At 65.8% G+C, this 20,519-nt stretch carries 13 protein-coding genes and 1 tRNA gene; 6 read left to right on the top strand and 8 right to left on the bottom strand.

Annotated elements, in window-relative coordinates:
• Positions 1 to 9 precede the first annotated feature (9 nt).
• Both AC07M1_RS09085 and AC07M1_RS09080 read right to left on the bottom strand, forming a co-directional pair.
• Positions 10 to 1,875, bottom strand: a complete 1,866-nt coding sequence (locus tag AC07M1_RS09085) for a sensor histidine kinase (RefSeq protein ID WP_495162221.1) — start codon at positions 1,873 to 1,875, stop codon at positions 10 to 12.
• Entirely contained in the window at positions 1,875 to 3,761 is a 1,887-nt protein-coding gene (locus AC07M1_RS09080) for a putative bifunctional diguanylate cyclase/phosphodiesterase (protein WP_495162220.1), read from the bottom strand. Before AC07M1_RS09080 ends, AC07M1_RS09085 begins: the two co-directional genes overlap by 1 nt.
• A 313-nt stretch (positions 3,762 to 4,074) precedes the next feature.
• Here AC07M1_RS09080 and AC07M1_RS09075 point away from each other — a divergent pair, with 313 nt between their 5' ends.
• The gene (locus tag AC07M1_RS09075; protein WP_495162219.1) at positions 4,075 to 7,110 is read left to right on the top strand and encodes a TonB-dependent receptor domain-containing protein; all 3,036 of its coding nucleotides are present in this window, start codon (positions 4,075 to 4,077) and stop codon (positions 7,108 to 7,110) included.
• 298 nt (positions 7,111 to 7,408) lie between these two features.
• Here the strand turns inward: AC07M1_RS09075 and AC07M1_RS09070 are convergent.
• Positions 7,409 to 7,485: transfer RNA gene (locus tag AC07M1_RS09070), tRNA-Arg, on the bottom strand.
• 84 nt (positions 7,486 to 7,569) lie between these two features.
• On the opposite strand from AC07M1_RS09070, the gene AC07M1_RS09065 reads away from it, so the two are divergent.
• Positions 7,570 to 8,079, top strand: coding sequence for a hypothetical protein (locus tag AC07M1_RS09065; RefSeq protein ID WP_495162218.1), 510 nt, complete (start codon positions 7,570 to 7,572; stop codon positions 8,077 to 8,079).
• A gap of 104 nt (positions 8,080 to 8,183) precedes the next feature.
• Positions 8,184 to 8,822, top strand: a complete 639-nt coding sequence (locus AC07M1_RS09060) for a YceI family protein (RefSeq protein ID WP_495162217.1) — start codon at positions 8,184 to 8,186, stop codon at positions 8,820 to 8,822.
• 1 nt (position 8,823) lies between these two features.
• Here AC07M1_RS09060 and AC07M1_RS09055 read toward each other — a convergent pair whose 3' ends face one another.
• Positions 8,824 to 9,225 carry a BLUF domain-containing protein gene (locus AC07M1_RS09055; RefSeq protein WP_495162216.1) on the bottom strand — a complete coding sequence of 134 codons (402 nt, stop codon included), beginning with the start codon at positions 9,223 to 9,225 and terminating at the stop codon, positions 8,824 to 8,826.
• 257 nt (positions 9,226 to 9,482) lie between these two features.
• Here AC07M1_RS09055 and leuA point away from each other — a divergent pair, with 257 nt between their 5' ends.
• The 3 genes from leuA to AC07M1_RS09040 all read left to right on the top strand — a co-directional run bounded on the left by leuA (position 9,483) and on the right by AC07M1_RS09040 (position 12,937).
• Complete coding sequence (leuA, locus tag AC07M1_RS09050) at positions 9,483 to 11,147, top strand: 2-isopropylmalate synthase (RefSeq protein ID WP_495162215.1); 1,665 nt, start codon at positions 9,483 to 9,485, stop codon at positions 11,145 to 11,147.
• Positions 11,148 to 11,282: 135 nt separating this feature from the next.
• Positions 11,283 to 12,506, top strand: a complete 1,224-nt coding sequence (argJ, locus tag AC07M1_RS09045; RefSeq protein WP_495162214.1) for a bifunctional glutamate N-acetyltransferase/amino-acid acetyltransferase ArgJ — start codon at positions 11,283 to 11,285, stop codon at positions 12,504 to 12,506.
• A 113-nt stretch (positions 12,507 to 12,619) separates the two neighbouring features.
• A complete protein-coding gene (locus AC07M1_RS09040; RefSeq protein WP_495162213.1) occupies positions 12,620 to 12,937 on the top strand; it encodes a hypothetical protein in 318 nt (105 codons plus the stop codon).
• Between the two features lie 96 nt (positions 12,938 to 13,033).
• Here AC07M1_RS09040 and trxA read toward each other — a convergent pair whose 3' ends face one another.
• From trxA to AC07M1_RS09020, 4 genes are read right to left on the bottom strand one after another with little or no spacing between them, the layout of a single operon-like run.
• Entirely contained in the window at positions 13,034 to 13,360 is a 327-nt protein-coding gene (trxA, locus tag AC07M1_RS09035) for a thioredoxin (RefSeq protein WP_066581138.1), read from the bottom strand.
• Between the two features lie 60 nt (positions 13,361 to 13,420).
• Positions 13,421 to 16,858 (bottom strand): double-strand break repair helicase AddA, encoded by a 3,438-nt coding sequence (gene addA / locus AC07M1_RS09030; RefSeq protein ID WP_495162212.1) that lies wholly within the window; start codon positions 16,856 to 16,858, stop codon positions 13,421 to 13,423.
• A complete protein-coding gene (addB, locus tag AC07M1_RS09025; protein ID WP_495162211.1) occupies positions 16,845 to 19,790 on the bottom strand; it encodes a double-strand break repair protein AddB in 2,946 nt (981 codons plus the stop codon). The genes addA and addB overlap by 14 nt, the downstream gene beginning before the upstream one ends.
• Entirely contained in the window at positions 19,783 to 20,481 is a 699-nt protein-coding gene (locus AC07M1_RS09020; RefSeq protein WP_495162837.1) for a nucleotidyltransferase family protein, read from the bottom strand. Before AC07M1_RS09020 ends, addB begins: the two co-directional genes overlap by 8 nt.
• Positions 20,482 to 20,519 lie beyond the last annotated feature (38 nt).

The raw sequence follows: 20,519 nt of genomic DNA, 5'->3' as shown, positions 1-20,519 counted from the left end.
GTCGAAACCCTAGGCAGCGATCCCCGGCTTGACCGCATCCGACGCCTGTAGCGTCAGGATCGCGCGGGCACCGGTCCCCTTGCCGTCGCTGCGCAGCGCCATGCTGCCACCCATCGCCACCATCGAATTGGCGCACCAGTGCAAGCCGAGCCCACCCATCTTGCTTTCGCGGGTGGAGAAGCCACGCTGGAACAGTTTCGCCGCAGTTTCGGGATCAAAGCCCTCGCCATCGTCACGGATGACGATATCGACCTTACCGTCATGCTCGCGGATCGTGACCGAGATGCTGCCATTGTCACGCCCTGTGGCGGTGATCGCCTCCGCCGCGTTGGCGAAGAGGTTGCCGATCACCTGGCTCAGCAGCACCCGGTTCGCCATCGCCCATTGCGGCCGCGACGGGAAGTGGAAGGCGATCGAGCTGCCGCCCGAATAGCGCGCGATTGTGGCATTGCGCGCGACGATGTCGGTGACATCGCAAGTGTCGACGGGCGGCCGCTCATGTGCCTGTTCCTGCTGCCTGCCGATAATCTCGAGCACATTCTGCAGCGCGTCGCGGCCAATCGCCATCTGTTCGCCGCGCTCGCCGCGCGCGCGCGCCTCATTCTCGAAAGCGGCGGCAAGAAAGGCGACGAGCTTCTGCCGGCGCGCCGACGGAACCTCCCCGTCAACCAGTTCGCCCAGCGCGCGATCGATCAACGCGCGATCGGCGACCGGCACCTGCGCCAGCCCCTGGCTAAGCACGGTACTGACCGGGTTCAGCGCGTTGCGCACATTGTGCATCACCGCGACCGCACTCTCGGACTGGCCGAGCTTGAAGGACTGCGCCTCCACCTGCTCGCGCAGATCCTTGAGCTGGCTCAGCATCGCGTTGAAGTTGGTGACCAAGCTGCCGATCTCGTCGCCACGCGGCCTTTCGGTCAGCGGCACCAGGTCGCCCGAACGGCGCACCACACCCATATGCCGTTCGACCCGGTGGAGCGGTTGAAGCACCAGCCGCGCGATCATCAGGCTGAGCACCGCCATCACCACGAGCAGCAGCAGCACCGTGCCGCCGACCGCGAACAACAGCATGTTGCGTCCCAATGCCGAAAGGTCACGTGGAACCTGATAGACGGCGCTTGCCACGGGCACCCCGCCAGGGCCGCGAATGGGCACGGCAACGGCGAGGCCTTCCTCATGGCGCGTCACCGTCGCATCGGGAACCGGATGCGGGACGTCGAGTTGCGCCTTGACCTGCAATAGCGTCGACAGCTGTTTCGAAGTGATCAGGCGCGCCATCACCACATTGCCGCGCGGCTGGCCCGTGCCGTCGGTACGGCGCACATGCGCGATGCCGATCGCGGCGATCTGGTCGCCCAGGCGGACATAGAAGCTGGCGGAATTATCCTTGGCCAGAGCTTTCCGAAAATCAATCCGGCCTATCGCCTCGAGTAAGCGAGCACGCATCGCGGGCACATCGTGGCCCCTTTCGATATCGAGCCAGCGGGCGATCACGACTTTGCCCTGCGGCGTCACATAGGCCATGCCATTGACGCCGAGGTTGATCATCGCGGACGTCGCGAAACTATCCTCTTCGAACGCCTTGTTGGGCGTCCCCATATAATCGTAGCTCTCGCTCCAGTCGCCATAGTCGCGCACCGACGCCTCGACCTTGGACGCGTATTCGGTAAGCGCGGCACGGGTGCGTTCGACATGCCCGTCCACCGCTGCCTGTTCGAGCTGATCGAAGCCAGGCGTGATCACAAGCGCGAGCAACAATGTCACCGCGCCCGCACCCAGCAGCGCCACGCCGGTCAGGATCGCGACCAGCTTGGCGCCAAGCGAAACGGGAATGCGCCGTCGCAGCCGCGCATAGGCAATGCGCCAACGCAGCATCAACCGTGGGTGCCGTTGCCCGGCACCACCGCTTTGGGTTCCACGGTCTCGACCTCTTCGGATACCATGAACCGTTCATGCGCGAGTTCGGTAGCGAGATCGGCCTCAAGCGGCCGCGCAAGGTAATAGCCCTGATAGTGGCTGCATCCGGCAACCTGGAGCGCCGCGAGATGGGCGTCGGTCTCGACTCCTTCGGCGACCACTTCCAACCCCAGTGCACGACCGAGATGGATGATCGAGTGGACGATCGCCGCGCTCTCGCGCTCCTTGCCCATGCCGTCGATGAAACTGCGGTCGATCTTCAGGCAGTCGAGCGCGAACTTGCGGATGTTGTAGAGTGAGGAATAACCGGTGCCGAAGTCGTCCAGCGCGATGCGGAACCCCATCTGGCGCAGGCGGTACAGCGTGTCCGCCGCACGCTCGGCATTGTCGAAGATTGCGGTCTCCGTGATCTCGATCTGAAGTCGGCGCGGCTCGATGCCGGCGCGCTGCACGCGCTCGACGACATGGCCGACGAAATTCTGACGGCGGAACTGGCGCGGGCTGAAATTCACCGAGACATATTGCCCCGGCCATTGCTGAAGCATCTTGAGCGCCTCATCGAGCACCCAGTCGCCCAGTTCGTGGATCAGGTTCGATTCCTCGGCGATCGGGATGAACAGACCAGGTGAGATATGGCCATATTCGGGGCTGTTCCAGCGCAGCAAAGCCTCGAACGCGACCACTTCCAGTCCGTCTCGCGCGACGATCGGCTGATAAACCAGGCGAAGCTCGCCATTAGCGATCGCCTGAGAAAGCCCTCCTTCGATCTGGCGACGGAAGCGGATCGATTCGTCCATGCTCTCGTCGAACAGACGCACTACGCCCCGGCCCGACTTCTTGGATTCGTTGAGCGCCAGATCGGCACGACGCATCACGTCGATCGGATCGTGCTGCATCCCCGGCTGCACAATGACCAGCCCGGCCGATGCCGACCCCTGCACCGAATGACCGAACACGGTGAATGTCGTCGAACAGGCAAGTAGCAGCCGTTCGACCGCCATCACCGCTTCGTCTTCACCAGTCACCTTCATCAGCACCGCGAACTCGTCGCCGCCCAGCCGGGCGACAAAGCCGCCCTCGGGCACCGACTCTTGCACGACGCCGCAAACCATGCGGATCAGTTCGTCGCCCGCGAGGTGGCCGAAGGTGTCATTGACCAACTTGAACCGGTCGAGATCCATCATCGCCATCGCGAAGACGTCGGGTCCGCGCACGTGATCGGTCAGCGCACGCATGAAGGCGAGCCGGTTGGGCGCGTCGGTGAGGCTGTCGTGGTTAGCGAGGTGCGTCGCCTTGCTCTCGTTGGCTGCCAGCTCGGCCTTTTGCTCCTTGAGCAATGCCATCGCCGCCGCGAGCGCGCGATCGGCTTCCCAGCGCTGGCTCAGCGCGGTGGCGGTCTGCACGACTTCCTCCGCCTGGAACGGCTTGGCGATGTAGAAGATCTTGTCCGCTGGCCCCGCAGCACGACTGATCTCAAGCGGCGAGAAATCGGAGAATCCGGTGACGATGACGATATTGATATCCGGATCGAGCGCGCGGATCCGCTTTGCGGTCTCCTTGCCGTCGATCCCGGGCGGCATCCGCACGTCGATGAACGCGACCGCGAACCGCTCGCCGCGGGCAAGCCCGACCGCGACCTCCTCGACGCCCTCGGCGCCCTGCATGCAATGGATGGTGTCGAAACCGGCCGGCGTATCGACGGCCGAAGCGGGGGCATCGTCGCCGCCGAACAGCTCCGCCGCCATCGTGTCGAGCGCATTGTCGGCTCCCCCGCCAGCGCGCTTGAAGCACTGGCGATAGGATTCATGCATCCCCGGCTCATCGTCCACGATCAGAATGCGCAAAGCCTGCTCCCCTTCATCACCTTGCGATGGGGTAACCACACAGGGTTAAGGGGCGGTAAAAGGGTTAACACACCTAACGGTCCGCATCGCAGGCGCCCGCCTTCCGATCTGTTGCAGCGTCACCTTCCTGCAACACTTGCCGCCGATCCGCACATGAGAACGTTCTCAATTCCAGAATGGCTACCAACGACGAATGAAACCGGTTACATTTTTCAGGCGAAGAACATAAGAGCGCGCCGTCGAGTCGTTTCGAGTCGCGAGACGCCGACAAAGGTAAACGTTGTCACGTTAGTGTAACCATAGGGGGGATGCAGTGAATTCAGCACATATCGCCAAGGCTGGCCTTGTCCGTCGTTCGCGGGTTCGCGCCGTCGCGGTCGCGCTCGCCTGGACCAGCGGCACAGCGGCGCTCGCGGTCGGAGTCACCGCCCCCGCCCATGCGCAGGTCTCGTCGTCGCTGCGCGGCACGGTGAAAGCCGAAGGCGGCGTCAGCCAAGTCACGATCGTCAACGTCGATACCGGCTTTACCCGCGTCAGCACGCCGACCGCCGATGGCCGCTACCAGTTCGCCTCACTCCCCCCCGGCAATTACCGGCTCGAGGTGACGACCCCCAACGGTGTGCGCAACACCGACGAGTTCCCGCTCGCGGTCGCGCAGAACGCCGTGTTCGATTTCGATCTGTCGACGCCCGATGCAGCCAGCCCCGCCGACGGCGGTGAGGTCATCGTCACCGGCAGCCGGATCCGTTCGATGCAGGGTGGCGAAGTCGGCACGACGATCACCCCGCGCCTGATCGAGCAGCTGCCGCAGAACAACCGCAACTTCCTGGCCTTTGCCGACCTCGCGCCGGGCGTTCAGTTCATCACCAACGGCAGCGACCAGTCACGCCTGCAGGGCGGTGCGCAGAACTCCAACTCGGTCAACATCTTCATCGATGGCATCGGCCAGAAGGACTATGTCCTGAAGAACGGCATCACCGGCCAGGATTCCACCCAGGGCAACCCCTTCCCGCAGTCGGCGATCGGCGAGTATCGGGTCATCAGCTCGAACTACAAGGCGGAGTTCGACCAGGTCAGCTCGGTCGCGATCACCGCGGTGACCAAATCGGGCACCAACGAGTTCAAGGGATCGGGCTTCGTCGATTTCACGAACCAGGATCTGCGGGACGCGCGTCCAATCGAGTTCATGCCCGCCAACGCGACCGGCAAGGTGCGAACCCGGGATTTGCAGTTCGGCGGCACGCTGGGCGGCCCGATCGTCAAGGACCTGCTGCACTTCTTCGTGGCCTATGAAGGCAAGCGCCGCATCACGCCGCGCGATGTCACGCTTCCCGCGACGCTGAGCTCGGCCCGCCCCCTGATCCCCGCCGACCTCGCCGCGAACTACGGCGCGTACAACGAAGAGTTCAACGAGAACCTGTATTTCGGCAAGATCAACTTCACCCCGAGCGACCGCGACCTGTTCGAACTTTCGGGCAAGTATCGCGACGAGTCGGGCGAGACGTTCAACAGCGGTATCGCCGCCTATGAGACGCGCACGGTCGCTCGTGTGAAGGAAATTCGCGGCCTCGCCCGCTGGGAGCATACCGCCGACAGCTGGGTCAACGACTTCAAGGTCGCCTATGAAGACGTCGAGTGGAACCCGCGTCCATTTACGGAAGCGAACCGCAACGTCTATCGCGTCCGCATTCCCGACCCGGCCCGGCCCGGCTCCTTCCTCGACGGCAACATCCTGGAGACCGGTGGCGGCACCAACTTCCAGAACAAGGGCCAGAAGGGCTGGCAGATCTCGAACGACCTCACCTACACGGGACTTGAAGGCCATACCATCAAGGCCGGCGTCAAGGCGAAGTGGGTGACGCTCAACTCGCTGACGCGCAACGGCTTCAACCCGACGTTCCGCTACTTCACGCCGCTGGGCGCGTCGACGCTCAATACGACGCTGCCGTACCAGATGACCTTCCAGGCGCTGACGGGCAGCTTCACCGACGCGCAGATCAGCTCGGAGAACTTCCAGCTCGGCCTGTACGTGCAGGATGACTGGGACGTCACCGATCGCCTGACCGTCAACCTCGGCCTGCGCTGGGATTACGAGCGCACTCCGGCGTTCCTGAACTATGTCCACTCGGCGGCGCAGGTCGCGGCGGTGAGCCCGGCCAACTACCCGAACCTCAACGGCGCCAACTACAAGATCAGCGACTACATCTCGACCGGCAAGGAGCGTAAGGCGTTCACCGGCGCCTGGCAGCCGCGCATCGGCTTCAACTACAAGCTCGACGAAGCCGGCCGCTTCGCGATCTTCGGCGGTTTCGGTCGCTCTTACGACCGCACGCAGTTCGACTTCATCCAGCAGGAACTGGCACAGGGCCAGGCGGCAAACCGTACGTTCAACTTCAACGTCCCGGGCGATACGGTGAACGTGTGTGCGCCGAGCGTGACCTGCATCCCCTACAGCGCCAACTATCAGACGGCAGCTGGGCGCGCCGCGCTGATCGCGGGCCTGCCGGCGGGCGCGGGGCGTGAGCTGCGCTTCATCAAGAACGACATCAAGATGCCGTACTCCGACCAGTACAGCCTGGGTGTGCGCGGCAACTTCGACCTGCTCGATGTGGAAATCGGCTATTCGCATGTGAAGAGCCGCGACGGCTTCGTCTACATGCTGGGCAACCGCCGTCCGGGCGGCCTGTTCTTCCCGGCGACCGGCGCACCCGACGCACCGTTCACCTTCACGCCAGCACCGTTCGGGTCGATCATCATCGGCGACAACGGGCTGTCGACCAACGCCGACACTGCCTTCCTGAAGCTCATCAAGCGCTACACCAAGGCATCGCCCTGGAGCATCGACGCCACCTATACCTATACCAAGGCGAATGAGAACCGGCAGTTCGGCGAGACCTTCGCACTCGATTACGAGGACATCAGCGACTACCCCTTCCGTCCATCGGCGGGCGTGCGCAGCCATCGCTTCGTGATGGCGGGCACGGTTGATGTGCCGGGCGGCATCACGCTCGCGACCAAGTTCCAGATCGCCTCCCCGATCTGGCTGAAGCGCTTCGTGACGACGCCGGGCGTCGGCACGCCGGGCACGAAGGACGTCGTCGCGATCCAGGCGAACGGCAATGGCGACCGCTGGGGCTATCGCCAGATGGACCTGTCCGCGACCAAGGAGCTGAAGCTGGGCCTGCTGAACGATGACACGCGGATCTGGGTGCGCGTCGACATCATCAACCTGTTCAACGACTATAACTATAACGGCTTCAACGCCACGACCGGTCTACGCGATCCGAACAACTACAACATCGACGGTCCGCCGCGCACCGTGAAGCTGTCGACCGGCTTCTCCTTCTAATCACCCACCCCTTTCAGGGCGTGCGGCCGGGTACTCCCCGCCCGCACGCCCTTTTCTTTGCGCGCATGAGGTCACCATCGGCCGGCCACGCGTCATAGATGGCCAGAGAGGTGTCTGTAGGCATGGCGACGCCCAAAGCGCAGGCTTGGCGTTCACGCCCTCCCCGTCCGCTCCAGGGCTAATTCAGAGATATATAGGGTGCGCAGGCCGGTTTCCGGCGCGCCGCGCGCGCATTTCCATGCCTCGCGCCAGAAGCAACAAAGCCCCGCCGGGTCCTAAGACCTGGCGGGGCTTTGAGTGGCGCGCCCGGAACGATTCGAACGTCCGACCCTCAGATTCGTAGTCTGATGCTCTATCCAGCTGAGCTACGGGCGCACTGTGGAGGGGCGCAGATAGAAGCGCTTTTCGGTAAAGGCAACCCCGTTGCGCACAGTTTCTTCGCGGCATAGAAAAAACCTGATGCGACGCACCATTCCCCACTCCGCGCTGGCCCTTCCCCTGGGGTTGCTGGCCGCCTGTACCTCCACCACCACCGATGGGAGCTACCCCTCACTGCTGCCCCGCCCGATCGAGAGCCGCAACGATGCGGAGCCGGCTCGCCCCGATCCGGTGGCGATCCCCGATTCCACGCTAGACGCACGCATCAGCCAAAGGCGTGAGGCCGCCGCCGCCGCCGCCAAGCGCTTTCAGACCGCTATCGGTATCGCCGAATCGCGCGTCGCGGTCGCCCGTGGCGTTCCGGTGGGCAGCGAAGCCTGGGTCGCCGCACAGACCGCACTCGCCGATCTGGACGCGATCCGTGGCGAGACCGTCCAGCTGGTCACCGATCTGGAAGAGGAAGCCAGCGCGCGTGCGCTGGCGGGCAGCCCCGCCTACCCAGCGCTCAACGCCGCGATCGACGCGATCGCTCATCAGGCGCTCACCCAGGCCGATCGCGCCAAGACGCTTGAGGGCGCACTCGCGGGCTAAATCCGCAGCGCCGGGGAAACCCTGTGTTGGCGAATCGTTGTTTGACCGTCGTGCCCGGCGCGGCGACAGTCCGCACGGTTTTCCGATACAGGGGAGTATTGCCAATGCGTCTCGTCCTCGCCGCCTTCGCGGCTACCATCGCCATCGCCACGCCGATCGTCGCCCAGCAGATGCAGTTGCCGGGATCGAAGAACAAAGCCGCGATCACCGGCGGCAGCTACACCGTCGATCCGGGGCACACGCTGGTCCGCTGGGAAGTCGATCACTTCGGCTTCACCCCCTATTGGGGGCTGTTCGGCGGTATCACCGGCACCGCGACCTTCGACACGGCGAATCCCGCCGCTTCGAAGGTCGACATCACCATTCCGGTGTCGAAGGTGATCACCGCCAATGAAGGGCTGACCGCCCATCTGCTGCGTCCCGGCAAGGATGGCGGCAAGCCCGACTTCTTCGGCGCCGCCGCAGCCGATGCCAAGTTCGTCTCCACCCGTGTGGTCATCGACGAGGATGGCGACGAGGCCAAGGTGACCGGCAACCTCACGCTGAACGGCGTGACCAAGGCCGTAACGCTCGACGTTGACTTCTATGGCGCTGGCAAGACCCCGCCGCAGATGGGTGGCAAGGAGAATGTCGGGTTCGAGGCTGAGGCGACGATCCGCCGCAGCGATTTTGGCATCAACTATGCCCTCCCGCTGGTCAGCGACGAGGTCGACCTCAAGATCGCTGCGGCCTTCGTCAAATAGGTCAGACGGTCTCGCGCGCCGACACCAGATTGAGGAACGGCGCGCGGACCTCCTCGGAAGCATTGGCCATCATCCGCCGAACGCGCTGATCATGCACATCGGCGAGCCCGTCCGCGGTCCTGTGCGCCATCACCCAATAGCCGAACTCGCGCCGCTTCACCGTCCGTTCGACGATCGTCACGATTGCGCGATGCCTGGTATCGGCGTGGATCCGTGCATAACAGGCGTCCACCGCCTCATCGTCGCCCTCGACAACCTGCAGGAAGCGTTGGCCATCGGTCCACAACAGGCCGGTGATCCCATCCAAAGCGTTGTTATGCCGCGACTGTTCGAGGATGCCGGTGACATCCGCCGGTTGCCCATCAAGCCGCGCGTTGACGCTGGCATAGAGAATTTGCTTCATCTTTCAGGAACTTGCACTGCGGAAGCCGGGCTTGCAACCACTCAAGATGAAACCGCCTCACCATGAGCACGCCCGCTCTGGACATTTCCTGTCCGCACGGTCTATCTGCGGCTCCAGATGTTGCGCACGCTTCGCCTTCGCCTGCTTCGACTTACGCGCCCTTAGGCGCGTGCATTTTGCGTGGCCGCAGCGCCGCGCACACGGCCTAAGGGCAAACCGAACCCCGACCGCCACGACTATCGAAGCGAGATTCGCAAATGTTGCGCGACCCCAGCGTCAAATACCGCCCCTTTCCCCCGATCGCCCTGCCCGACCGGCAATGGCCGTCACGGACGATCACGCGTGCGCCGCGCTGGCTGTCTACCGACATGCGCGACGGCAATCAGGCGCTGATCGATCCAATGGACGCGGAGAAGAAGACTCGCTTCTTTGACCTGATCTGCCGTGTCGGCATCAAGGAGATCGAAGTCGGCTTTCCCAGCGCGGGCGCGACCGAGTTCGACTTCATCTCCGGCCTCGTCCGCGACAATCGCATCCCCGACGATGTGACGGTGCAGGTACTGACCCAGGCCCGGCGTGACCTCATCGACACGACGTTCGAGAGCCTGCGCGGCGCGAAGACCGGCATCGTCCATGTCTACAACGCCGTCTCGCCAGCCTGGCGCAAGATCGTGTTTGGCATGGACCGCGCGGAGGTGAAGCAGATCGCGATCGACGCGGCGAAGCTGCTGCGCGACAACGCCGCCGCCCAGCCCGACACCGATTGGCATTTCCAGTACTCGCCCGAGACCTTCTCGACCGCCGAGATCGACTTCTCGGTCGAGGTTTGCGCAGCGGTGATGGACGTGCTGCAGCCCACGGTCGAGCGTCCGATCATCTTCAACCTGCCCGCGACGGTTGAGTGCGCCACGCCCAACATCTATGCCGACCAGATCGAGTATTTCTGCCGCAACATCCCCAACCGCGATGCGGTGGTGGTGTCGCTGCATACGCATAACGACCGCGGCACCGGAGTCGCGGCTGCCGAGCTGGGCATGATGGCCGGTGCCGACCGGGTCGAGGGCTGCCTGCTCGGCAATGGCGAGCGTACCGGCAATTGCGACCTCGTGACCGTTGCGATGAATATGTACACGCAGGGTGTCGATCCGGGCCTCGATTTTTCCGACATCGACGAGATCGTGAAGACGGTGGAATATTGCACCAACATCCCGGTCCACCCGCGTACGCCCTATGCCGGGGACCTGGTCTTCACCGCCTTCTCGGGTAGCCATCAGGACGCGATCAAGAAGGGCTTCGCCGCGCAGGACGCGCGCAACGACCAGATCTGGGAAGTGCCCTACCTCCCGATCGACCCCGCCGATCTCGGCCGCAGCTATGAGGCGGTGATCCGCGTCAACTCGCAGTCGGGCAAGGGCGGGGTCGCCTGGGTGCTCGAACAGGACAAGGGCCTGAAACTCCCCAAGCGCTTGCAGGCCGATTTCAGCCGCCACGTCCAACGCGTCGCCGACGAGAGCAGCCGCGAGTTGAACGCACAGGATATCTGGGCGACCTTCGTTCAAACCTATCGCCTCGAACATCCGCAACGCTTCACCCTGGGCGCCTATGACGAGACGCGCGCGACCAACGGCGAGCGGATCTTCGCCGGCGTGATCGAGGTCGATGGCGTGCAGCAGTCGGTGAGCGGCCGCGGCAACGGCCTGATCTCCAGCGTCGTCGCGGCGATGCGCGAGGGCTTCGGCGTCGACCTCGACATCGCCGACTATGCTGAGCACGCCATCGGTCATGGTACCGGCGTGCAGGCGGCCGCCTATGTCGAATGCCGCACCGCCGACGGACGAACCGTCTGGGGTGTCGGCATCGACGAGGACGTCGCCACCGCCAGCGTCCGCGCGGTGCTCAGCGCCGCGGGTGCGGTTGAGTAACTCAGCTCGTCACCCCGGCCTTGTGCCGGGGTCCACCGCGCGGCAAATGCTGCGCTCCAGGTTTCAGGGCATTGTCTGCCCAGCCGTGGCCGCCGGCACAAGGCCGGGGTGACGGTGGAAATATTAGGACTGAAGATGCAGCGCTCTCCCCTCGCCCCGCTCGGTTTCCCCTACCTCCCCCCGATCGAAGGCGTCACGCTGCGTATCGCGCGCGCCCGCTACAAGACGTGGGACCGCTGCGACCTGACCTTCGTCACGCTCGATGAGGGCACCAGCGTCGCGGGCGTAACCACCACCAGCAAATGCCCCTCGCCGGAAGTCGAGTGGTGCCGCGAGGCGCTGGTGCTGGGCAAAGCGCGCGCGCTGGTGGTGAACGCGGGTAACAGCAACGCCTTCACCGGCAATCGCGGTCGCGCGGCGGTCGAGGCGATCGCGGCGCGGGTCGCGGGGCATCTGGCCTGCCAGCCTTCGGACGTGTTCGTCTCTTCGACCGGGGTGATCGGCGTACCGCTCCCGATCGACAAGGCCGAGGCCGGGCTCGATGCCGCCTTCGCCGCCGCACCGTGCGGCTGGGAGGATGTCGCCAAGACCATCGGCACCACCGACACGTTCGAGAAGGGCGCGGTCACCACCGCTGTGGTCGGCGGCAAGACGGTGAGCCTCGTCGGCGTCATCAAGGGCAGCGGGATGATCGCGCCCGACATGGCGACCATGCTCGGCTATGTCTTCACCGACGCGGCGGTCGATCCCGCCTTCCTGCAGCGCGCATTGTCCGAAGCCAACATGCGCAGCTTCTCGTGCATCACGGTCGACAGCGACACCTCGACCAGCGACACCGTCCTAGCTTTCGCCACCGGTGCAGCGGGCAACGCGCCGCTGACGAATGACGAAAGCGACGGCGCCGACGCCTTCCGCGCGGCCCTGTCCGACCTGTGCCTCCGCCTAGCCCATCTGGTCGTGCGCGACGGCGAGGGCGCGTCGAAATTCATCCGCATCGATGTCGAGGGCGCCGAGAGCGACGTCAGCGCACACCGCATCGCGCTCAGCATCGCCAACTCACCGCTGGTCAAGACCGCGATCGCGGGCGAGGACGCCAATTGGGGCCGCATCGTCATGGCCGTGGGCAAGGCCGGCGAACCCGCCGACCGCGACCGGCTGGGTATCACCTTTGGCGGCGTACAGGTTGCATCCGGCGGTCTCGCGGTCGAGGGCTATGACGAAGCCCCGGTCGCGGCGCATCTGAAGGGCGAGGAAATCGAAATCGGCGTCGATCTGGGCCTGGGCGAGGGCCGCGCGACGGTGTGGACCTGCGACCTGACGCATGGCTATATCTCGATCAACGCGGATTATCGCAGCTGAAGCCAGTGGCTACCTGAACCTAGGATAAGCCTGCCGTCGCCACGGGTTCAGACCCAACGGCGTACCCAGAGTCGTCGCCCGTCCCAGGACGGGCATGATCATGGAGAGCAGACATGCGAATCTTGATTCTTGCCGCGACGCTGGGCGCCAGCGTGCTCGCGACCACCGCCCCGGCCAACGCGCAATATTACGGCTCCAGGCACCGTGAGGTCCGCCAGGAGCAACGCGAGTGCCAGCGCGAACTGCGCCACGCCCGCAACCGCTACGAATATCGCCGCGAGCTGCGCGAATGCCGCCGTGAGATTTCACGAGCTCGCGCCGGCTATCGCGATCATGACCGCTGGAATCGCTGGGATGATCGCCGCGACCGTCACTGGCGCGACCGCCATGATCGGTACGATCGCGATGACCGCTACGGTCGCCGCTACTGACGGCTGAAACGAAGACGGGCGGGGCCGCAACGGCTCCGCCCGTTCTCATCTCGATACAGCGAGAAAACGGGGCCAGATTACCGGCCCCGCGAATGTTCAAACGACGCTTTCGATCCACGCCTTGAGCTTGGACTTGGTCGAGATGTCCTGGATTCCCACCTGCTGCGCGATCTTCTGTCCGTCCTTATAGACGAACAAGGTCGGGATGCCACGAATGCCGAGGCTGCCCGGCGTATCCGGATTTTCCTCGATGTTGAGCTTGGTGATCGTCACCTTGTCGGCCAGCTCCTCGGCCAGCTCTTCCAGGCTCGGCCCGATGATCTTGCACGGCCCGCACCACTCGGCCCAGAAATCGACGAGGACGGGCTTGTCCGACTGAAGAACGTCGGCTTCGAAACTTGCATCGGTTACGGCCTTGGCCATTTCAAAATCTCCTTTGTGTTGGCGATAACCTAGGGAGGCGCCCTCGCCCCCTCAAGCGTTTCAGATCAAGCTTTGCTCCGCCACGACGAAGCCGGGCTTGTGCGTGGCGAGAAGATCTTTCGGCAGCGCATAGAGCACCGGTCCGGCCGTGTAGAGCAGGCCCGCGACCACCTGTCGTCCCGGAAAGACCACTTCCAGCGCCGCGACATAGGCGGCCATCTGGCGGACATGATAGGGCGGCACGGCGTCGAGCGTTTCCGGCGCGCGGCGACCGGTCTTGAAATCGATAACCAGGACGCTGTCGTCGGTCACGAGCAGCCGATCGGCGGTGCCCGACACGACGTGACCGCCAGCGAGCACGGCCGCTATCGGCGCCTCGGCCAGCGCCTCCGGCCCGAACAACTCCGCGAAATCCGGATCAGAGATCACGCCCAGCGCGGCGGCGGCCAGCTCAACACGCATTGCAGGATCGGAAACGCCTCCTGCCCCCGTCAACCAGCGTTCGGCAACCTCAGCGCGCCGTCCGGGCACAACAGCCGGTAGGCGTTCCAGCAATGCGTGGATCAGCCTGCCCCGCTCCGCCGCCGCGCGCAGTGCCGGTCCGGGCGGCGGATCGCTGACCAGATCGTCCCCCAGCGACGATGGCGCAAGCGGACGCGGCGGACGCGCCTCGACCGGCGCAGACCGCGTCGCCCACGCCGGCAGCTCCGCCACGGCACCGGTCACCACAGCGTCACGCGGCTTGCGTGCCACCGGCGGCTGCGGACGGATGCCTGTGAAGGTACGCTCGTCCTCGCCCTCTGCCACGCCCAGCGCGTCGAACGCCGCACGCGAGGCCGCATACCAGCTCGCCCCCGGGGCCTCGCCCTTGGCCTTGGGGCCCAGCGCACCCGCGATCACCAGCCGCTCCTCGGCCCGCGTCGCGGCAACGTAGAACAGCCGCCAATGCTCCTCCAGCTCGCGCGCATCGACCAGTGCCACCGCTTCATCTACTGGCCCGCCACGCTCGGTCCTGCCAGGACGGAACACCGGGATCGGCGCGCCGTCATGCGCTTCGGGCGACCACTTCACGAAATCGCCGCGATTGCCGCCCTGCGGATCGGCGGTGGCGTCGGCCAGGATCACCAACGGCGCCTGAAGCCCCTTGGCGCCATGCGCGGTCATCACCCGCACCGCGTCCTGCGGTTGCGCGGCGTCGCGCACGATCTCGACGTCCCCCCGGTCGAACCAGTCGAGGAAGCGCTGAAGCGTCGGCGTCGCCAGCCCCTCGAAGCCCAAAGCGGCGGTCACTAGCTCCTCGACCGGGTCGAGCGCCTCCTTGCCCAGCCGCCGCAGCAATTTGCGCCGCCCGTCCATCTCGCCCGACAGAATCGTCTCGAGGAACCGGTGCGGCGTCATCAGGTCGGCGCGCGCGAGCAGACCGTAGAGCGGCGCAAGGCGTTCGTCCGGCTGAGTGGCGCGCAAATGCCGCCACAGACTTCCGCGCTCCCGCAAGGCCGCGTGCATCAGCTCGTCCTGGCTCCAGCCGATCAGCGGCGACACCAGCAGCGACGCGAGCGACAAGTCATCGTCCGGCTGGAGCGCGAAGCGCACAGCGGCAAGCAGATCCTGCACCGCCAGCGGCGCGTTGAGCCGCAGCCGGTCGACGCCCGCTACCGGCACTCCCTCGGCATGCAGCCGTGCCACCAGCAAGGAGGCAAGCTCGCCGCGCCGCTTGACCAGGATCATCACATCCTCGGGCCGCAGCGTCCGCCCTTTGCTCTCCAGTTCGAGCGTGCCGATCCAACCCTTGATCTGCCGCGCGACGCGATTGGCCACCTCACGCGTCGCGTCGTCGACCCAGCCTTCCTCGTCCTCGGGATCGCCGCCCGCGACCACCGGTGGCCACAGCATGACGGTGCCCGGTCCTGCAACGCGGCTGGCGTGAGGTTCCGCCTCAGCAAATTCGCCCATCCCAGGCACAGGAAGGGCAGCAATAGCAGCGTCGACAAATTCCAGAATAGGAGCAGTCGATCGGAACGAATGGACGAGAGACAAGGTGTGAAGCGGATTTAGAACAACATTCGGATCGTCGGGATCATCGGGTTTTGTATTACCCAGTCGTTCGAAATGCCGATGCGCCAGCGCAAAGTTGAACGGATCGGTTCCCTGGAAGCCGAAGATCGCCTGCTTGTAGTCACCAACGGTGAACAGCGTTCGAAGCTCACCCGGCTTAGCGCCATCGCCTGCGAAGAACTCGTCCGCAATCGCCCGAACAATTTCCCATTGTGACCAGTTCGTATCCTGCGCCTCATCGATCAGCACATGGCTGGTCGCCTGGTCGAGCTTGAAGCGAATCCAGTCGCCCATGCCCGGCTGATCGAGCAGCGCGACCGTCTTGCCGATCAGGTCGTCGAAATCGACGGCCCCGGCGCGGCGCTTGGCGGTCTGATAGGCTGCGGCATATTCACGCCCCGCGGTCAGCCCCTGCGCGAGCAGATCGGCGTAGCCCGCGCGCGCGATCATCCCGACGACCGCGATACAAGCCTCACCCAGCTCGGCGGCCAGGACTTCGTAATCCGGGTCGATCGCGGCGAGTTTGGGCGACACCTTCTTGGGCTCATCCTTGGCGGTCAGTACGATCTTGCGCAGGTCGCCGAGCATCGCGACGCGCGCCGCCGGCTCAGCCGCCAGCCATGCTCCCGCAACCGCCGCATTCTCCTGCCCCGTCGCAGTAGCCCATGCATGATTGGCGTCCGCGATCCGTCGCAGTCCTTCGACATCGAACGCGTCGTCGGCGCACCAGCGCGCGGCCTCCTCCAGCACATCGCCCTGCGGCAGATCCATCACCCGCCGCAGCCAGGGCTGCACCCCGGACGGCAATGCCGCCATCGCATCGGGCGCCTTGGCACAGGCGTGGAGGAACGCTTCCGCCCTGCCCTCACCCAGCCTCAAGCTTAGCGCACCGACCGCATCGATCAGCCCGTCGCGCCCCTCGCGTCCTGCATCCGCCAGCATCGCCGCCAGCGTATCGCGCGCGAGCGCGGTCTCTTCGCGCGCCTCCAGCGGCCGAAAGCCCGGCGTCAGCCCCGCCTCGACCGGGAAGGCGGAGAGCAGGGTCTGGCAGAAGCTGTGGATCGTCTGGATGCGCAGACCCCCGCCCGGGGCATCCAGCACCTTGGCGAACAGCGTGCGGGCAAGTGCGATCCGGGTATCGTCGGCGTCCTCGCCCAGAGCCTCCAGATCCTTGAACACCTCCATGCGCGGCGCACGCACCCAATGCGCCAGCCGCCCGCTCACCCGCGCCGCCATCTCCGCCGCGCCCGCTTTGGTGAAGGTCAGGCACAGGATCGCGCCGGGATCTATCCCGCGCAGCAACAGCCGGAACACGCGCGCCGCCAGCACTTGGGTCTTGCCCGTCCCGGCAGAGGCGGACAACCACACGCTCGCACCCGGGCTGGACGCCGCCGCCTGATTGCCCGCCAGCGGGGGTAGCGCGCCGGTGCTAACGCCGCTCACGGCCATACCATTCGTCGCGGCGCATCAGCTGATCGTAATCGGCATAGGGCGCATATTCGGGGTGCAGCTTGGCGGTGAAGGGCGCATCTCCGGTCAGATAGGCGCGCGCCGTCTCGGTGAAATTCTCGGCTACCGTGGGCACGAACTCGTCAGGGAGCATCTTGCCATATTTGCCCGCAGTATCGACCGGCGACTGGACATAGCCGAACTCGCCGCCCTTGCGTGCCAGCGACCAATATTCAAACGCGCTCGCCCGGCCGGAAATACCTTGAAACCCGCCACGCTCGGCGATCAGGCCGAGAAGCCCAAGCTGAAGGCTGTACCCTGCGCGCACCGCCTTCGTACTGGGCGGCTGGCCGGTCTTGTAGTCGACCACGCCCAGCGTACCGTCGCCCATCGCGTCGATGCGGTCGAACTTGCCCTTGAGCGTCACGCCCGCGAAGTCGATCGCGCCCTCCTGCTCCACCGCCAGCACACGCCGCTGGGGTCGGGCTTCGATCTCGCGCACGATCCAGCGCACCGCCTCGATCAGTCGAGGCTGCCATAGCGCGCGCATCATCGGATGCGCCTGGGCGAGCATGCCCAGTACGCGCGGCTCGAGCGCCGTGGGTTCACAGGCGTCGAGCTTCGCCCATTTCTCCAGCACATCGTGTACCGCAGTTCCACGCCACGCAGCGCTGGGATCGGCATCGACCGGATCGAGCTGGCGCAGCCGCAGCATGCGTTTGGCGTAAAAGGCGTAGGGATCAGCCTTGAGTCTGTCGACATCGGTGACTGGGATCGTGCGCGGCCGGATCGCGGCGGGCGGGCATGGCTCGGGCCGCGTTGCGGGCTCATATGCCCCCGGATCGTCGATCGCGCGTGCCCAGACCTCCAGCGCGTCCGCGCGATCCAGCCCGCCCGACAGCGCCTCCAGCCGCAGCCAGAAGCGCGAGGCGATCGTCGGGGACCCCGCGTCGCGCTTCGCCCGCGTCAACACCACCTGGCGCGCGCCAAGCCCCATCGCCAGATCATGCGCAGACAAGCCGATCCGCCGCTCGAGCCCCGGTAGCCCCAGATCGCTGCGGATACGCGGCGCCAGCCACGGGTCGGGCGCGGGAATCCCCGGCCAGACACCCTCGTTCAGCCCGCCCAGCACCAGCAGGTCGGCGGTCTGCAACCGCGCCTCGATCAGACCGTAGATGGCAAGCCGCGGATGCCCGCCCTGGGGCGGGCGCACCGCGATCTCGTCCATCAACGTGCGCAGCATCGCGGCCAGGCTTTCTGGTTCGACCAGCGCCGGGCCGTGCGCAGCCTCGCGCTCCAGGTCGTCGAGCAGCGCCGCCGCCGCACGTCCGTCGGCACGTGCCCATAGCCCGTCACCACATAGCGCCGTCGCGGTCTCGCGGAGCTGCGCCAGCAAAGCGGTCAATGGTGCCGCGCCGCCCGCATAGAGCGCTTCGAGTGGGACCAGCATAGGCGACACGTCCCGCCACCAGCCGAGCGCCGAGCGCCGGACGTGCGCGTCATAGCCCTCGTCATTCGCCAGATGCGTCTCGATCCCGGCCAGCCCCGCTGCCGGACGTGGGCCACGCAGCGCCATGTCGAGCGTCCTCGCTCCCTCCAGCCATGCCAGCCGATCCTCGCCCGCCCCGACCAGCGGGTGCTTGAGCAGCGCGAGCAGCGCGAGCGGCGCGAAGGCCTGCGCGCCCGCCTCTGCCAATGCGAGCAACAAGGTTCCGGGCGGCAGGCTGGCGAGCGCCACGCCCGCGGAATCGTCGATCGCCAGGCCCCAGCGCGCGCAATGCGCGGCCACCCGCTTCGCCAGCGCCCGGTCTGGCGTCACGAGCGCAGCGGTCCGACCTTCGGTCTCCAGCGCCTCGCGCAGTGCCAGCGCGATCGCCTGTGCTTCCTCTGCCGGGGTCGCGACTTCGAGTGCGCGCACTTCGGCGAGTCGGCGTTCGGCGGCGGGCAGATCGCTCCAGCCCTTGGTCAGTTCGGCCGGCATCATCGCACTGGCGATCGCCTTGCTGCGCGCGGGCGGTGCGTCCAGCTCGGTTGCGACGCGCCATGGCTCGATCTCGCCACGCTGCACGCCCATCCGGTCGATCAGCAGCTTCAGGTGGAATTGCGGATGAGTCTCCAGCGAACGCTTACGCCGGCCGGTCACCGGGTCCGCCTCGAACGGCCCCAGCATCCCCCACTCCGCATCACCCATCGCCAGATCGACCCCGGGGAAGACCACCATCCCGCCCGGTAAACCTGCGACAACCCGCAACAGCCGCGCGATCGCGGGGGCCGACGTCGTGATGCCCGCCGCGCAGATGAAGCGATCGGGTGGATCCCGCCGCCACCACGCCGAAACCCGGTCGAGCAGCCGGTTGCGCCGTTCCGCCAGATCGATCCGGCCAAACCTTTCAAGCTCCTGCGGCCATTTGCCCAATGCGATCTCGAACAAATCGAGCGAGCGTTGCCAATGTTCGGACAGTTCCCCCACCGCCACATCGCGCATCCGCCGAGGATCGATTTCCTCGATCAGCAACTGATCGAGCGTGCGTCCAAGGTCGCCTGCGAGCCGCACCGCCTCCGCCGCATCGATTCCCGGCTGCCCGGCCTGAACCAGTCGAGCAAGGATCAGCCGTCGCTGAAGCGGGTCAACAGCGGGCGGAACCGGGTCTTCATCGTCCGCCGGATCGAGGAACGGCCCCGCCGCCTCATCCAGCTCCGGGTCACCCATCGCCACCAACCGGGGCAGTAGCAGCCCGCCCCCGCTCGCACGGACGAACGCATCGGTGATCGCCTTCTTCGCGCGGTTGGTCGGCACCAGCACGATCCCGCGCGCCAGTCGCAGCGGATCGCCGCCGAAGCGACGGATCAACCCTTGTGCAAGTGCGTCGGCAAAGGCCCGGTGCGGCGGGATGGAGTAGAGGTGGAGGCCGCGCCCCTCACCCATCCGCCAGCACCGCTTCGGTCGCAGCAATGGCTGGCGGTGAGCCGACGTCGAACCACAGCCCCTGATGCACCACGCCATAGGCGCGGCCCGCTTCGATCGCACGTTCCCAGAACAAATTGGTCGAGAACGGCCCCTCGGGCCAGTCGCGGATCACCCGCGGCGAGAGAATCTGGACGCCGGTATAGACGAAGGGCGCGAGCCGCCCCGGGGCGCGGCGGCGAGTGATCTTGCCGAACGCGTCGATATGGAAATCGCCATTGCCGGGATGGCAATGCGCGCGGGCCAGCGGGACAAGCAGCAACAGCGCGTCCATCGTCTCATCGTCCCACGCCGCCGCGAGCTGGCGGATCGCGTCGATCGGGCCATCGATCCACAGATTGTCGCTGTTGACGCACAGGAACGGCTGATCGCCCAGCAGCTCGCGTGCTTGCACCAGCCCGCCGCCGGTTTCCATCAGCTGCTTGCGCTCGTCGGAGACGACGACCTCGACGTCCTTGATCCGGTGCGTGACATGCGCTTCCAGCGCATCGGCCAGATAATGGACGTTGACCACCGCACGCTTGACCCCGGCGCTGCGCAGCCGGTCGAACGCATGATCGATCAACGGCTTGCCCGCGACCTCGATCAACGGCTTGGGGCGCGTCGCGGTCAGCGGACGCATCCGCTTGCCCAGACCCGCCGCCATCACCATCGCCGTTTCCGGTACCGCCGCATTGGGCACCGGACGCA

This window comes from Sphingomonas sp. GW821-FHT10C01 (genome assembly GCF_059415525.1).
The sequence above is the reverse complement of the archived record's forward strand: the minus strand, read 5'-3'. Positions and strand labels throughout refer to the sequence as shown.